The organism is Candidatus Marinimicrobia bacterium CG08_land_8_20_14_0_20_45_22 (genome assembly GCA_002774355.1).
In the GTDB taxonomy this organism is placed as follows: domain Bacteria; phylum Fidelibacterota; class UBA2242; order UBA2242; family UBA2242; genus 0-14-0-20-45-22.
Genome location: PEYN01000191.1, coordinates 21,790 through 36,104, shown reverse-complemented (window position 1 = coordinate 36,104; position 14,315 = coordinate 21,790). Strand labels below are relative to the sequence as shown.

Sequence of the window (14,315 nt, the reverse complement as noted above, 5' to 3'; positions counted from 1 at the left end):
ATAAAAATATGAGGATTCACACAAAAAATTTATTACGGTTTCTCGCGGCATTTGCAATCTTCACAGTCATTTTTAGTGTACTGATGGACAAACTCATCCTGCCGCTTTACGTCCGGCATGGAAGGGAATATGAACTACTCGACGTTCGGTACAAGCCTCTGCCGGAAGCCAGAGCGATTCTGGAAAGCAACGGCTTCGAATCGGTTGTGAGCGATACGCTGGAAAATTCTGACTTCCCGCCGCAAACGGTTATCGATCAGCAACCGCCTGCTGGTTATAAGGTGAAGAAAGGACGAATTGTCAAACTGATTATTTCAGGCGGCGAACGCTATTTCCCAATGCCGAAATTGATTGGGAAAGTTTTGAAAGCCGCCGATCTGGAGTTAGACCGTTGGGGCATAACCGTTGATTCCGTCGTGTCTCAATTTTCATCCGACAAACCCGTCGGTGTGGTCAGTGCGCAATCGATTTCGCCCGGACTGATGATCTCGACGAATACACATATTTGGTTGACGGTCAGTAAAGGTGCGCCGGACAAACAATTAGAAGTTCCCGACCTGTTCGGATTGAATCTCGACGAAGCTAAAAAAATTATCAGAAAAGCAGGACATCAAATAGGTAAAATCCGATACATCCAGAATCCGGATTTAACGCCATATACCGTGATCGGACAAAAACCGGAAGCCGGTAAATTGATGGACAATCCGATTTTGATTAATTTGGATGTGACAACGATAGGTCGAGAAGAATAAAATGCGGATGATTCAAATCGTTCCCTCGTTGCTTTCCGCCGATTTTGCGAATCTTGAACAGCAGATTCGTCTTGTGGAATCCGCCGGAGCCAAACGTCTCCATCTCGATGTTATGGACGGCCATTTTGTTCCGAATATCACCATCGGCCCGTTCATCGTTTCCGCAATCCGAAAAATTACTACGCTTCATCTCGAATCTCATCTGATGATTGAGAATCCAGAAAAATATATTCAACAGTTTGTTAACGCCGGAAGTGATACCGTCATCATTCACGTCGAATCGACAAAGGACATTCCGAACGAATTGGAAAGAATCCGGTCGTTGGGAGCGCGGGCGGGATTGGTGATCAATCCTCCGACGCCGTTTTTAGACGTTGAACCGTTCTTGTCAATGATCGATCATTTGTTGGTGATGACGGTAAATCCCGGTTTCGGAGGACAAAAAATGATTCAAAGCGCGCTGGAAAAGGTCAGGCTGGCAAAATCCGCTTCGCAAAAACATGGTTTTCTGATAGAAGTAGATGGTGGCATCAACTTGGAAACGCTCGCTGTTGCGGTTTCCGCTGGTGCGGATCTGTTAGTTGCCGGTAAAGCCGTTTTCGGCGAATCTGATCCCGCGCGTGCTTTTACAACCCTTAGCAAAAAAGCCAAAGCATGAATAAAGTTTACGAAGGCGAATTAGCCAGAAAAGCGATACACTACATTTCCTCGCTCATTCCTTTACTCTATTGTCTTTTTTTTCCAAGGAAAACCGGTCTGATCGTCATCGGATTGATGACGCTGATCATCCTCGTCGCCGAAGTTTTACGCATGACAATTCCATCATGCAAACGGCTCTATGTTAAGATATTCGGTTGGATGGTTCGGCCGCATGAGAAGGAGAATTACTTAACCGGAGCGAGTTACGTGTTTCTTGGCAGTTTGATCGTGATTTACTTTTTTCCGAAAGAAATTGCGACGATTTCTCTTTTCTTTCTAACGATAGGCGATCCATCAGCGGCTCTTATCGGGATGGCTTTCGGTAAAATCCGTCTTATTCATAACAAGACGCTGGAAGGTTCGCTCGCGTTTGTTCTGTCCGGGCTCTTAGTAACTTTTTGGATTCCCGGCGTTCCGTTTTGGGTAAAAGCCGTTGGAGCGGTTGCAACGAGCTTGGTAGAATTGATGTCGTGGAAATTCGACGATAATATTACTATTCCGTTGATCGGAAGCATACTCATGGACGCTTTAATGAGATAAACAGTGGTGAATCGGTTGGCTGTTCATGTCTTTCGTTAATCCGTTTTTCCTTTTTTTCCTTCCGCTGGCGGCAATTCCCGTTATCATCCATCTGTTTGGGCGTCGGCGGTTTCAGACCGTAGAGTTCAGTTCTATCCGGTTTTTGAAACAATTGGAAAACGATGTCATTCGGCGACTCAAACTGCGCCAGATTATTCTACTGATTCTTCGGACTTTGCTGGTCTTATCCATTATTTTGGCATTTGCGCGCCCGTATCGAACGAATTTTGCCGGTGATTTTACAATTCGACGAGGCACAATAGTTTATCTGATTCTTGATTGTTCTGTTTCCATGGGCAAAGCCGTCGAAGGTCAGAATCTTTTGGAAATTGCTCAAAACAGCCTTCAAACAGCGTTCTCCGAGATTGAATTTCCCGTCACGGTTCATCTAATCGATGCCACCGAGCCAAAGGTTATACGTGATGTTGGGTTTGTTAAAAACTCTGCTCATTTGAAGCGCGCAATTGACGGTTTATCCATCAAACCACTTGCGGCAAAGCTCGATGTCGCACTTCAAACGGTGATGGAGAATATGGAAAAATATCCCGAAGCGTCCGTCGCCGTCTGGATCGCCAGCGATTTTCAGAAAAGTTCATGGCAAACGAGCGTACCAACGATTAATCCGCTTCAGCCTTTTCGGGAAAAACTGGGAGCCCGATTTCTCTTGCTTCCTGTGAACCGGGAAGGATATAACATCGGGATTTCACGGATCGAAATTCCCGACCAGATCGTCGAAGCGGGCAAATCGGCGACGATTCGGCCGGTTCTGACGAATTGGACGCCGGGGTCCGTAGAATCGCCGGTTTCGCTTTTTATCGAAGGCGAACGCGTCGGACAAAGCGTTGTTTCGGTCCCGCGACGTGGTTCGGCGGACATCTCGTTTGAATGGACTTCACAAAGCGCCGGATATTTGTCAGGTTTTGCTGAAACGCCGGATGACGATTTGCCCTTAGATAACCGACGCTATTTTGTGATGAATGTTCCGGATTCGATTCGGATTTTGATCATCGGACAAAATTTATCGGATGCGCGATATTTCATCAAAGCGCTGGAAGCGAAAAACGGCTCACGGTTCGACATCCAGTTTACGACGGAATCGCAACTGCCGGCGGAAAATCTTCGGAAATACGACGCACTTTTGTTCGGCGATGTTGACAGAATTCCCGAAACGTTTCGGGAAAATATCGGCAACTTTTTAGATAGCGGTGGCGGATTAATAGTCTTTCCTGGCGAACATTGCCAGCCAGAAAATTTTAATCGTACATGGTCGGAGCCGTTCGATCTTCCAAAGTGGAGAGATACGCGAAAATCATCCGGCGATTCTTATTTGAAACTCGGTTCGCTAAAATCCGGGCATCCTGTTTTTCGGGATTTATGGCAGAAGAAAGAACGGTTGGAAAACTCGCCGCGCTTCTTTGTCGTTCCGGGATTTCTGACGGACGAGAATCAGACGATTCTCGCCGGATTCGATGATGGAACCCCGTTCCTGATCGAGACGATCGGAGGAACCGGACTCATCCTGACTTTTGCGACGGCGCCAAATCCGAATTGGACCGATTTCCAGTTGACAGGCCTATTTCCAACGCTGGTCCGTCGTGCGGCGCTGTACGCGGCTGGGAAAAACGGTCAGCGGACAAGTTATTTCTGCGGCGATACGGTTCGGTTTGAATTTGCGGGAACTCAGAACGTCACCAATTTGGTCGTGGCAACGCCGACTGGGAAGGAAATTCATCCACGGAGAGACAAAGGTTCGGGATTCAGTTTTTCCGATTGTGCCACAGCGGGTATCTATCGAGTAGCGTCCGGCAATCGGCGTGTATTTTCATTCGCGGCTAATATTCCAGAGTCGGAATGTATCGGAGAATTTTTCGATGAGGGGGATTTCCGTGAGATTGGCGATTTCCTGCCATCGAGAATTGCCGTTTATGAAGCCGAGCAAGGCAATGAATCCCTACCGATGAATTTGAATCGCGAATACACGATTCTCCTCTTAGTTATAGCGATAATTATTGCCGCGTTGGAAACCTATATTGGAAGAATCAACCGCGTGAACATTTCAGAAGAGACAAATCCATGATGAATAATATTCCTGAGAAGCAGAGTCAGGAAATGGAACGGGTGCTTTTGATTGGCGCAGTGACAGCCGATCAGTCATCCGGAACCATTGCGGAGCAACTGGAAGAACTACGATTGTTAGTCGCAACGCTGAATTACGATGGTGAAATTCTGACCGTTCCGCTCAAACGAATCGATCCGGCGACTTTCATTGGAAGCGGAAAAGTTGCCGAGATTAAAAATCTGCTTGAAGAACTCAAAATCGACGAGATCGTTTTTAATGATGACCTGTCGCCAACGCAGATGCGAAATCTTGAACGTGCTTTGGAAATGGAAATCCGCGACCGAAGCGGAATCATCTTAGAAATCTTTGCCAGCCATGCGCGGACGCGCGAAGCGAAAACGCAGGTCGAACTGGCAACGCTTGAATATCTGCTTCCACGGTTAACACGTCGCTGGACGCATCTGGAGCGGCAGATCGGCGGAATCAATGTGCGCGGCGGAGCGGGCGAAACGCAAATAGAAACGGACAAACGGCTGATCAAAGTTCGCATTTCCCGATTGAAAAAAGAACTGCAAAGGATCGAAAACGATCGCGTGGTACAGCGAAAAAGTCGACGCGGAAATTACAATGTTTCGCTCGTCGGTTATACGAATGCGGGAAAATCTACACTTATGAATCTTTTCACAGGCTCGGAAGTTCTCGTCGAGGATAAATTATTCGCTACATTAGACACGACCGTCCGACAATGCCAACTCGATAAATTTCACCGGATTTTGCTCAGTGATACGGTCGGCTTCATCCGTAAATTGCCGCATCATCTGGTCGCTTCGTTTCGAGGCACGCTGAAGGAAATCGAAGAAGCCGATCTCATTGTGAAAGTTGCTGACATCAGCCATCCGCAATGTTTAGTTCATCTACAAACTGTTGAAGAAGTAATGGCAGATTTGAAGGTCAGTCACAAACCGTCAATCGTCGTGTTTAACAAGATCGATCGGATGGATAAAGAGATTTTTTCGGATGCGAAACGAATCTATCCAGATGCGGTCTTTTTATCGGCGTTGAACCGCTTAAAGACTGATGATCTGCGGCGTGCTGTCATTGCGGAGTTAAAAAAGATGGAAATTCAAATGATGATTCAGATTCCGCTATCGGAGGTTCGCGATATTGCCTATGTTCGGGACCATGCGTTTATCCTGTCCGAAAAATATTCCGATGAACATATTTTGTTGGAGATAATAATCAACCGGAAAATATGGGAACAGATTCATCGGAAGTTTGGAAAAGCGGCTATTCAACCCGTTCTTCGAGAGGAGTAAATCGACGCTTGACTTTGAATTATTTGTAGGCTACCTTTAATACAAAAGGTGAAGTATGAAGGTTGATCCGAAATCGATAAGAAAGCCTGCCGTTGCGGGCACGTTTTATCCAGGGAACGCCACCTCGCTCGAGAAGGCAGTCGTTCAATATCTGGAGTCGGCGTCGGAATCGATCATTACGTTGAAGCGTTTGTTTGGGATCATCTCACCGCATGCCGGATATGTCGCGTCGGGACCGGTTGCCGCTGTCGGTTATCGTTTTTTACGGAAGCACCCGTTTTCAAAAATCGTTGTGATCGCTCCGAGTCATCATGAATATTTCCGGGGGATTTCGGTTTTTTCAGGGAAAGCCTACCAAACGCCGATGGGCGAAATTCCGGTCGATCAGAAAATCTGCGACCTGCTGACCGAACGCGGCGGAGTCGTTTATCGTTCGGTGAAAGGGCATCAGACTGAACACGCGATCGAGGTTCAACTTCCGTTTCTTCAATGTATTTTCCCTGAGTTTTCGCTTATTCCAATCGTCATTGGCTCGGCGACCATGAACGAACTCGATGAATTTGCGCTTATCCTTGCGGAAGTCTTTGAAAAGATTGAATTCGTCGTTGTGGCGAGTTCGGATCTTTCTCATTATCATCCGTATCCAGAAGCGGTTAAAATGGACAAACATCTTATTTCACTTTTGGAAAAATATGATTTAAGCGCGTTGGAATCCGGTTATGAGAACAACTCGCTGGAAGCCTGCGGATTAGCGCCGATCCTGACGTTGCTTAAATATGCCAAGATTTTGGGGAAAGCCAGATGTAAGACGCTGGACTACCGGAATTTGGGCGATACGGTCGGCCTCGGCGATCAGGTGGTCGGATATTTATCGGCGGCTGTGTTTGAACTTTAATCGATTTATCAGAAAGTACCGAAAATGATATGCGCCCATCACACGTTTAGTATTTTCGGAGCCAGCCGCATCGGGATTTCTTTTGCATATCATCTTCAAAAGAACGGTTTGATTCCACAATTTTTATGGAATCGCTCTTCAATAAGGCTTGAACAAGCCGAAAAATGGATTCGGTTTGAAGTGACCACGACACAGATTGGCGATTTCGATAAACCGACAGATTGGTTGATTATCTCGGTTTCTGACGATGCGATTGAAACCGTTGCGCAGAATCTTGCCAAATTACCAGTCAATTTTAACGGATGTTTGGCGTTTCATACATCCGGATTTTTAAATTCGGAAATTTTAAAACCGCTCAAAAAGCGCGGCTGTCGGGTCGGTTCGTGTCATCCGGTGCTCAGCGCGCCGGACATTGAGACGGGCATTCAGCGGTTTTCAACGGGAATATTTGCATGCGAAGGAGAGATCGATTCTGAACTCATTCAGTTAACTTCTAAAATCGGGAAGTTAGGCTTACCGCTTACGTCTGAACAAAAGCAGTTGGTTCACGTTTCGGCAGTTTTTTTACAGAACTATTCGGTTTCGCTGATCGCCGTAGTGAAAAACCTCTGCAGGGAAAAAGGCTTATCGGAGGAACTATCAAATCTATTGCTAAAAGGTTTTTCCGAACAATCGGTCGAAGTTGGCTGGCAGAGGCCGTTATTGGATGCGTTGACTGGACCGGCGGCTCGCGGCGACCTGAAAACGATCGAAAAACACCTCGAATTTCTGAAGAGCCATGAAGACCTAAAAGAGCTTTACGAGACATTTTTGAAGATCACTCAACATTTACTTTCAACGGAAAGACGCAAAATATCCGAAAAACGCAATGATTTAAAATAAATCAATGAGGTAAAATGAAACAGCTGAGTTACGGGTTGATTTTTTTCGTTCTGTTTATAAATGGAAATGCTCAGGAAAACAAAGTTTTTTGGGACGGATATGACTGGATTTCCGTAACGAAAGTAACACGAGAATATCCGGAATATGCAGTTTGGATCAAGAGCGCGTATCTGAGCGGTTTGCTCGATGGAAAACTTTTTTATGAATTGAAAGCGGTGTCGATCGACTCCCGGGTTGCGGATTCGACATTCAAAGATTTGATTCAGCCTGCGCCGTCGCGCGAATTAATCGAAGGACTGGATGAGTTTTACCGCGATGAAACAAGAAAATACGTGCCGATTCCTTCAGCGTTTATCGCTACAAGAATGCTTCAATTGAATTACTCCGGAAAAGAAGTGGAACAGTTTATCCGTGATAGTAAAAAATGGATTAATGAGTTAACGAAGCGCTTGATTATTCCGTCGGAATGATCTCGTTGCAGTACGGGCAAACCATATAAACTGTCTGATCTCCGAAAAACCGTAACTTGGTCACGCGGTAGCGCACCGCACCTGACATATTCGGACGCTGTGTGATAACGATGCTTCTCTCACGGCTTTTTCCCGATTCCAACGGTACATCATGAATGCTGACAACTGACAGACTTTTTTTGTCGATGGTTTTTCCGTAATTGTCCAAAATATCGATCACGCCACTGATCTCGCCGATTGATTTTTGGGAGATGTTTTCGACCTCAACGGTAATCCGAAGAAGATCGTTATCGAGCTGCGCGACAACGACGTCGCTGATCTGAATCGCCTGCTGGGCGAATACAGTCGTCAAGAGAATCCCGAGAGCGAATAAGAATTTCATTTTTTTCATTGTGACCTCATCAGCCTGAAATTAATTTAGATGATTCTTTTGAGATAATCAAGGGGTCGGTTGGCATCTGGCGGAAAATCCGGCTAATTAAGCGTACATTCTCCGACGATGTAGTTCTTGATTGATTACCAGTTGTTTAATAACTTCTCGGCGTGAAAAAGAAACGAAAACTAATGAAAAAAGACAAAATGCTGGAGAAAGTTACCCGGTTCTTGAATCGGCGAACAAAAGTCACATTATCCGAAAGCGAAATGAGCCGGATTCAAACGGCTCGTCAGGTCGTTCTGGAAAAAATCCAATCTGGGAAAACCATTTACGGGATCAATACGGGATTTGGAAAACTTGCTCAGGTTAATATTCCCGCGGACGATCTGGAACAGTTGCAAATCAACCTGCTTCGTAGTCATGCTTGTGGAGTCGGAAAACCGATTGATTCCGAGATCGTGGCATTGATGATGTTTTTGAAAGTCAAGAGCCTTGCGATGGGATTTTCCGGTTGTTCGTTGGAGATTGTCCAAAAAATGGTTGAATTTTTAAATAAAGATATTTTTCCAATTGTTCCGGCGCGCGGTTCTGTCGGCGCAAGCGGTGATTTGGCTCCGTTGGCGCATCTTTGTTTGCCGTTAATCGGCGAGGGTGAAGTTTTTTATAATGGGCAGAGAAAAAACGCGAATGAGTTGATCGATCAAGGAATATATAAACCGGTTCGGTTAGGACCGAAAGATGGTCTCTCGCTGATCAATGGGACACAGTATTCAACCGCATTGTTGACGCTTGCGTTTTTGCGGGCACAAGATATCATTTTGTTATCCGAACTCGCGGCGGCGATGAGTGTTGAGGCGATATTGGCTACCGACGTCCCATTCCGCTCGCAAATCCATGAAGTCCGTCGACAGAGTGGAGAACAGGAATCTGCTCGTCATATTCGGAATTTTTTAAGGAACAGCGAAATAGTTCAGTCACATAAAAATTGTCCCAAGGTGCAAGATCCATACAGTTTTCGATGTGCGCCTCAGGTTATTGGCGTTGTTCGTGACGTACTTCAATTCGTGGAGAAAATTGTCGAGAACGAGCTTTCCGCGGTGACGGACAATCCGCTCGTTTTTGCCGAAGCGGGAGAAGTGCTCAGCGGAGGAAATTTTCATGCAGAACCGCTGGCAATGGCGGCTGATTTTCTTTCCATCGCATTAGCGGAATTGGCGAATATCGCCGAACGGCGGATTTCAAATTTAGTCGATCCGGCGATGAGCGGACTGCCGGCGTTTCTAACGCAATCGGGCGGCGTCAATTCCGGTTTCATGATCGCTCATGTAACGTCTGCGGCTCTGTGCGCCGAAAATCGTACGTTATCGACTCCGGCGTCGGTAGAAACGATCCCGACATCTGCCAATCAGGAAGATCACGTCAGTATGGCGCCGAACGCTTGTCTAAAACTTTTTCAAATCGTCGAAAATACGCGAAAAATAGTCTGGATTGAACTGTTGGCTTCAGCACAAGGGATGGATTTTCGTAAACCACTCGCGGGAGGTATCGGCACGCGATTAGGACACGCGAAGATAAGATCGATGGTTAAGCACCTTGATGAAGATAGAATTTTTTATCCGGATCTGGAAAAAAGCGAAGAATTTTTCTCCGATACCGCCTTCATTGAAACGGTTCGTCGGACTTCGATTAACGATTAACTTTTTGAACTCTTTCCAAAAAAGGTTTTTTATGAATCTGAAAAAAATTGTTCGAGAGGGATTTACATTTGACGATGTTTTGTTAATTCCGGCAAAATCGGATGTTCTCCCCAAGCAGGTCAGCCTGACGACGCATTTGACTGCGCGCATTGAACTGTTTGTACCCATCGTCAGTGCGGCTATGGATACAGTCACGGAAGGCGCAATGGCAATCGCTATCGCTCGAGAAGGCGGGATCGGAATATTGCATAAAAATATGTCGATTGAGGAGCAGGCCATGGAAGTTGATAAAGTCAAACGTTCCGAAAGTGGAATGATAGTTAAACCAATCACACTTTCTTCGGACAAGACTATCAAGGAAGCGCTGGAAGTCATGTCGAAGTATTCGATCTCAGGAATTCCAATCGTCGATGGCGGTCAATTGATAGGCATTTTAACAAACCGCGATATCCGTTTCGAGACGAATCTTGAACAAAAAATCTCAGAAAGGATGACCAGCGAAAACCTGATCACCGCTCCCGTTGGGACAACTTTGGAAAAAGCGGAGGAAATACTTCAGCGACATCGGATTGAAAAATTGCTTATTGTCGACAAGCAGGGCAGTTTAAAAGGATTAATTACCGTTAAGGATATTCTGAAGAAGAAAAAATCCCCGAACGCCGCCAAGGATTCGATCGGGCGTCTTCGTGTTGGCGCGGCTGTCGGTGTTACTGGCGATTTTCTCGAGAGATCTGAGCGTTTGATTGATGCTCAAGTTGATGTTCTGGTCGTCGATACATCACACGGACATTCGCGCAACGTGATCGAAACGGTTCGTCAGATGAAGAAGCGTTTTCCAAACATGGATGTTATTGCCGGAAATGTTGCTACCAGCGAAGCAACACGTGAACTGATCGACGCTGGGGCCGACGCCGTTAAAGTTGGGATTGGGCCGGGAGCGATTTGCACGACCCGAATTGTTGCGGGTGTTGGAGTGCCGCAACTTTCGGCGATCTTGGATTGCGCCGAAGAAGCAGTAAAGTCCGGAGTTCCAATCATCGCCGATGGTGGAATCCGATATTCCGGAGATATTGCGAAAGCACTTGCCGCTGGTGCGAATGCGGTAATGCTCGGTTCGCTATTAGCCGGGATGGAGGAAAGTCCGGGCGAGACAATTTTATATGAAGGACGTGTTTATAAGTCGTATCGAGGTATGGGTTCAATTGCCGCGATGGAAAAAGGAAGCAAAGACCGATATTTTCAAGAATCCGAGGAAACGAAGAAACTGGTTCCGGAAGGAATTGAAGGGATTGTGCCGTACAAAGGAGCGTTATATGAAACCGTTCATCAGTTGACAGGCGGGCTCAGGTCGTCGATGGGATATTGTGGTGCACGGACAATTGCGGATTTACAAAAATCCGCAAAATTCATCAAAGTGACGCGTGCCTCCATTGAGGAAAGTCATCCTCACGACGTGAAAATCAGTAAAGAGGCTCCAAATTATCGAACGAGTGATTAAATATAAAAGTTAGACGAATAGCCGAAATGATAAAGAGATCGTTAGGGCAACTTATTGATAATATCGGCGAGTTTGGACTTTTTGTTCGCGGCGTTGTTGCGGTGAAGAACGCCTTTTCCCGAGATCGAATCGATGATGGATACAGCCTCGCGATACAGAGGTTCGGCTTCGGCTTTCGTAGCGGCGGCTTTTACCTTTTTGATCATGGATTTCATGATCGATTTATATTGTCTGTTGCGCAGTCTGGATTTCTCAGCCTGACGGATACGTTTTTGTACACTTCTTTTTTTGCTCATTGAACTCCTTTCAAAAGTTATCAAAAAGTGTGGAAATTTATTTATAATGATGAAGATTTTCAAATGAAAAAACGGAGAATACGGTGATATTTTTCCTAAAACTGATTATGACGATGCTTTTAGCCATGATTTTTCTCCTGTTTTTGATTTTTATCACTCAAACGGTGTTTGTGATTCGTCTAACAATGATTCCTGATAAAAAGAAAGTTTTTACTCGGGTCATGTTTTTCGGCGGAATTGTCGGCGTCATGGTTCAGTTTGAAGCGGATGTATTAAAAATCTTTTTAGTTGTCGCGAATAGTAAAATTTGTATCCTGCGGAAATTTCCATCAAAAAAGAAAAAAGTTGCTAAATCAAAGCCGAAAAAGCCCGAAAAGTCTAAGGAAAAATCGCCGCTGTTTACTGTTCATGAATGGATTTCGATCGGGAAAGCGGTTGTCCTACGCTTTTTGAAGATACCGAAGGAAGTAAACATAGCCGCTGATTTGGAGATTGGTCTGGATAATCCAGCCGCGACTGGCTATTTGATGGGTGCCTACTATTCACTACATGAATGGCTTCAGTTTGGGCAGAAGATTCGGATCGAGCCATCGTTTGTTGAAAAAAAGTTTTTAGGGACAATTGATCTGATTGGTTCAATTCGTTTGATTCATGTTGTAAGAATCGTTATTTTTATTGCTGGAAAATTGATCGTTCAAATTTTTAAAAAGAGGAGAAAAAGACATGTTGGAAGGAATCATTGACGCGCTACTGAACCGGCTGAAAGACATCGTCACTTCGGAGACAGTCGTCGGCAAACCAATTCAGGTTGGTGAGACTACTGTGATTCCCATTACCAAGATTTCGCTGGGATTTGGAGCGGGAGCCGGTTCGGCGGACAGCAAGGATAAGGGAAATGCGAGTGGAACGGGTGGCGGAGCGGTTATCGAACCCATCGCGATCATTACGGTGTCGAGGGATGAGGTAAAAATTCATCGCTTGAAAAGCAATGAAGTCGGGCTGGGGAAGGTTTTTGAAGCGCTTCCGGAACTCATTGCCAAATTCACAAAACCAAAAGATGGGAAGAAGAGAAAAACCGAATAGACGTTGGGCATTGGAGAAAATATTCCTTGTCAATTTTATGGGCGACTATTACTTAATGTGTAGGGAGAATAATAAATGAACCATCTATTTTTAAAAGATATTCCGATGTTTTCTGAACTCAAGGATGATATACTTGAGAAAATCACTGAATTGATGCAAAAACGTATTTACCGGAAAAACAATGTTATCCTGATGGAAGAAGATGTCGGGGATACACTATTTTTCCTGAATAAGGGAAGCGTGAAAATAACCAGGCTTAGCGACGATGGGAGAGAGGTTATTCTTTCGATTCTCGGCGAGGGTGATTTCTTCGGTGAGATGTCAATATTTGACGGTGAAAGCCGGTCGGCAAATGTCATTGCCCTCGAAGATACGGAAGTGTTTATTCTCAAACGCGGTGATTTTCTTGATTTGCTGGAAAAACATCCGAAAATCGCTATCAATTTGCTTCAGGAACTTGCTCGTCGTCTCAGAAAATCCGACCAACAAATCGAAGGTCTTTCGCTTAGCGATGCGGAAAACCGAATCGCGATGAGTATTATCCGCCTTGCGGAAGATATAGGCGTCATTAAGATGGGGCAAGTCGTCATCGAAAATCTGCCGTATCAGCAAGACATCGCCAATATGGCTGGCACTTCCAGAGAAACGGTTTCGCGGATGCTCAATCTTCTCCAGAAAAAAGGCTTCGTTCAGAGAAAAGGTCGAAAGCTCATTATCACCAACTACGAAAATTTTCAGAAACAATTCGGTTAATAGTGGCTTCCGGATTAGTTGTATGGAAGCTGGATTGCCACGATTTTGTTGATATGCTTGGATGAGTGGGTTTTTGGATAAGCCGTTATTTTTTATTTGTGTGTGATTTTGATAATAGAGCGCGAGATGGAAGAGATCCGGGTTGGGTTAAGAATGGGACTACCGGATTATGAAGATGACTGATAAATCAATGAAATATAGCCGCAAAGATTCCTCCGAAGATTCTACTGAGATGGGATTTTTAGACCATCTGGAAGAACTTCGCTGGCGTCTGATCAAGATTCTTATCGCCGTTTTTGTATTCACAATCGCCGGATTTTTTTTCTCAGATTTCTTCCTCAATTTGTTGATTGAACCCTCTAAAGAATTGGATATGAAAATTCAGGTTCTGAAAGTTCAGGGTCTGCTGATGCTGAAATTCTGGATAGCATTTGTTGTTGGAATCGTCTTTTCGATTCCAGTTCTTGGCTACCAGCTTTGGGCGTTTGTCGCGCCAGGTCTTTACCAAAAAGAAAAGAATTGGGGTCCGTGGTTAGTCGTCAGCATCACGGCATTTTTTCTATTGGGCGCTCTGTTTGCTTATACCGTGCTGGTTCCTTTCGCGATGAAATTTCTCATCGGAGTCGGTGTGCCGGATGTTCAAAAAAATATTTCCATCGAGTTTTATGCCAAGTTTGTCACGCAGTTGATCGTCGGGACCGGATTGATTTTTCAATTGCCTGTAGTGTCTTATATTCTCACAAAAATGGGACTCGTGTCGCCAAGTTTTTTGCGAAGGTCGTGGCGTTATGCTTTTATGGCCATTCTTGTTTTGGCGGCGGCAATCACACCGCCCGATCCATTTAGCATGATAGTCATGACTATTCCATTGGTGTTTTTATATGAACTGAGTATAATCGTTTCCCGGTTTGCGCTTCGCTCGTCTGAGAAGGCGGTGGCGGTTTAAAAGCCGCTATGGGA

General features: G+C 45.2%; 16 protein-coding genes. 14 read left to right on the top strand and 2 right to left on the bottom strand.

Annotated elements, in window-relative coordinates:
* The first annotated feature begins 8 nt into the window (after nucleotides 1–8).
* Genes COT43_10950 through COT43_10915 form a run of 8 tightly spaced genes read left to right on the top strand, consistent with a single transcriptional unit; the run spans nucleotide 9 to nucleotide 7,652 of the window.
* Complete coding sequence (locus COT43_10950; GenBank protein PIS27361.1) at nucleotides 9–752, top strand: hypothetical protein; 744 nt, start codon at nucleotides 9–11, stop codon at nucleotides 750–752.
* 7 nt (nucleotides 753–759) lie between these two features.
* Nucleotides 760–1,410: a ribulose-phosphate 3-epimerase gene (gene rpe / locus COT43_10945; protein ID PIS27389.1), complete on the top strand. Its 651-nt coding sequence runs from the start codon at nucleotides 760–762 to the stop codon at nucleotides 1,408–1,410.
* A complete protein-coding gene (locus tag COT43_10940) occupies nucleotides 1,407–1,991 on the top strand; it encodes a hypothetical protein (protein PIS27360.1) in 585 nt (194 codons plus the stop codon). Before rpe ends, COT43_10940 begins: the two co-directional genes overlap by 4 nt.
* A gap of 25 nt (nucleotides 1,992–2,016) precedes the next feature.
* Complete coding sequence (locus tag COT43_10935) at nucleotides 2,017–4,107, top strand: hypothetical protein (GenBank protein PIS27359.1); 2,091 nt, start codon at nucleotides 2,017–2,019, stop codon at nucleotides 4,105–4,107.
* Nucleotides 4,104–5,405 (top strand): GTPase HflX, encoded by a 1,302-nt coding sequence (hflX, locus tag COT43_10930; GenBank protein PIS27358.1) that lies wholly within the window; start codon nucleotides 4,104–4,106, stop codon nucleotides 5,403–5,405. The genes COT43_10935 and hflX overlap by 4 nt, the downstream gene beginning before the upstream one ends.
* Nucleotides 5,406–5,460: 55 nt before the next feature.
* Nucleotides 5,461–6,300, top strand: a complete 840-nt coding sequence (gene amrB / locus COT43_10925; GenBank protein ID PIS27357.1) for an AmmeMemoRadiSam system protein B — start codon at nucleotides 5,461–5,463, stop codon at nucleotides 6,298–6,300.
* A 24-nt stretch (nucleotides 6,301–6,324) separates the two neighbouring features.
* The gene (locus COT43_10920; protein ID PIS27356.1) at nucleotides 6,325–7,182 is read left to right on the top strand and encodes a hypothetical protein; all 858 of its coding nucleotides are present in this window, start codon (nucleotides 6,325–6,327) and stop codon (nucleotides 7,180–7,182) included.
* A 14-nt stretch (nucleotides 7,183–7,196) separates the two neighbouring features.
* A complete protein-coding gene (locus tag COT43_10915; protein PIS27355.1) occupies nucleotides 7,197–7,652 on the top strand; it encodes a hypothetical protein in 456 nt (151 codons plus the stop codon).
* On the opposite strand, the gene COT43_10910 is transcribed toward COT43_10915, so the two are convergent.
* Complete coding sequence (locus tag COT43_10910; protein PIS27354.1) at nucleotides 7,636–8,043, bottom strand: hypothetical protein; 408 nt, start codon at nucleotides 8,041–8,043, stop codon at nucleotides 7,636–7,638. The genes COT43_10915 and COT43_10910 overlap by 17 nt on opposite strands.
* A gap of 188 nt (nucleotides 8,044–8,231) precedes the next feature.
* On the opposite strand from COT43_10910, the gene hutH reads away from it, so the two are divergent.
* Both hutH and COT43_10900 read left to right on the top strand, forming a co-directional pair.
* Complete coding sequence (hutH, locus tag COT43_10905; protein PIS27388.1) at nucleotides 8,232–9,725, top strand: histidine ammonia-lyase; 1,494 nt, start codon at nucleotides 8,232–8,234, stop codon at nucleotides 9,723–9,725.
* Between the two features lie 31 nt (nucleotides 9,726–9,756).
* Nucleotides 9,757–11,223: an IMP dehydrogenase gene (locus tag COT43_10900; protein ID PIS27387.1), complete on the top strand. Its 1,467-nt coding sequence runs from the start codon at nucleotides 9,757–9,759 to the stop codon at nucleotides 11,221–11,223.
* 41 nt (nucleotides 11,224–11,264) lie between these two features.
* On the opposite strand, the gene rpsT is transcribed toward COT43_10900, so the two are convergent.
* On the bottom strand, nucleotides 11,265–11,519 hold the full coding sequence (rpsT, locus tag COT43_10895; GenBank protein ID PIS27353.1) for a 30S ribosomal protein S20: 255 nt from the start codon (nucleotides 11,517–11,519) through the stop codon (nucleotides 11,265–11,267).
* Nucleotides 11,520–11,602: 83 nt separating this feature from the next.
* Between rpsT and COT43_10890 the strand changes: the two genes are divergently transcribed.
* The 4 genes from COT43_10890 to tatC all read left to right on the top strand — a co-directional run bounded on the left by COT43_10890 (nucleotide 11,603) and on the right by tatC (nucleotide 14,301).
* On the top strand, nucleotides 11,603–12,262 hold the full coding sequence (locus COT43_10890; protein ID PIS27352.1) for a hypothetical protein: 660 nt from the start codon (nucleotides 11,603–11,605) through the stop codon (nucleotides 12,260–12,262).
* Nucleotides 12,243–12,602: a sporulation protein gene (locus COT43_10885; GenBank protein ID PIS27351.1), complete on the top strand. Its 360-nt coding sequence runs from the start codon at nucleotides 12,243–12,245 to the stop codon at nucleotides 12,600–12,602. The genes COT43_10890 and COT43_10885 overlap by 20 nt, the downstream gene beginning before the upstream one ends.
* A 75-nt stretch (nucleotides 12,603–12,677) precedes the next feature.
* A complete protein-coding gene (locus COT43_10880; protein PIS27350.1) occupies nucleotides 12,678–13,355 on the top strand; it encodes a Crp/Fnr family transcriptional regulator in 678 nt (225 codons plus the stop codon).
* A 169-nt stretch (nucleotides 13,356–13,524) separates the two neighbouring features.
* The gene (gene tatC / locus COT43_10875; protein ID PIS27349.1) at nucleotides 13,525–14,301 is read left to right on the top strand and encodes a twin-arginine translocase subunit TatC; all 777 of its coding nucleotides are present in this window, start codon (nucleotides 13,525–13,527) and stop codon (nucleotides 14,299–14,301) included.
* The last annotated feature ends 14 nt before the right edge of the window (nucleotides 14,302–14,315 follow it).

Bases quoted from the DNA above. Each gene is read 5' to 3' on its own strand.
- hutH (PIS27388.1), top strand. From the start codon at position 8,232: ATGCTGGAGAAAGTTACCCGGTTCTTGAATCGGCGAACAAAAGTCACA.
- COT43_10940 (PIS27360.1), top strand. From the start codon at position 1,407: ATGAATAAAGTTTACGAAGGCGAATTAGCCAGAAAAGCGATACACTAC.
- COT43_10915 (PIS27355.1), top strand. From the start codon at position 7,197: ATGAAACAGCTGAGTTACGGGTTGATTTTTTTCGTTCTGTTTATAAAT.
- hflX (PIS27358.1), top strand. From the start codon at position 4,104: ATGATGAATAATATTCCTGAGAAGCAGAGTCAGGAAATGGAACGGGTG.
- COT43_10900 (PIS27387.1), top strand. From the start codon at position 9,757: ATGAATCTGAAAAAAATTGTTCGAGAGGGATTTACATTTGACGATGTT.
- amrB (PIS27357.1), top strand. From the start codon at position 5,461: ATGAAGGTTGATCCGAAATCGATAAGAAAGCCTGCCGTTGCGGGCACG.
- COT43_10880 (PIS27350.1), top strand. From the start codon at position 12,678: ATGAACCATCTATTTTTAAAAGATATTCCGATGTTTTCTGAACTCAAG.
- tatC (PIS27349.1), top strand. From the start codon at position 13,525: ATGAAGATGACTGATAAATCAATGAAATATAGCCGCAAAGATTCCTCC.
- COT43_10950 (PIS27361.1), top strand. From the start codon at position 9: ATGAGGATTCACACAAAAAATTTATTACGGTTTCTCGCGGCATTTGCA.
- COT43_10920 (PIS27356.1), top strand. From the start codon at position 6,325: ATGATATGCGCCCATCACACGTTTAGTATTTTCGGAGCCAGCCGCATC.
- COT43_10910 (PIS27354.1), bottom strand. From the start codon at position 8,043: ATGAAAAAAATGAAATTCTTATTCGCTCTCGGGATTCTCTTGACGACT.
- COT43_10885 (PIS27351.1), top strand. From the start codon at position 12,243: ATGTTGGAAGGAATCATTGACGCGCTACTGAACCGGCTGAAAGACATC.
- rpe (PIS27389.1), top strand. From the start codon at position 760: ATGATTCAAATCGTTCCCTCGTTGCTTTCCGCCGATTTTGCGAATCTT.
- COT43_10935 (PIS27359.1), top strand. From the start codon at position 2,017: ATGTCTTTCGTTAATCCGTTTTTCCTTTTTTTCCTTCCGCTGGCGGCA.
- rpsT (PIS27353.1), bottom strand. From the start codon at position 11,519: ATGAGCAAAAAAAGAAGTGTACAAAAACGTATCCGTCAGGCTGAGAAA.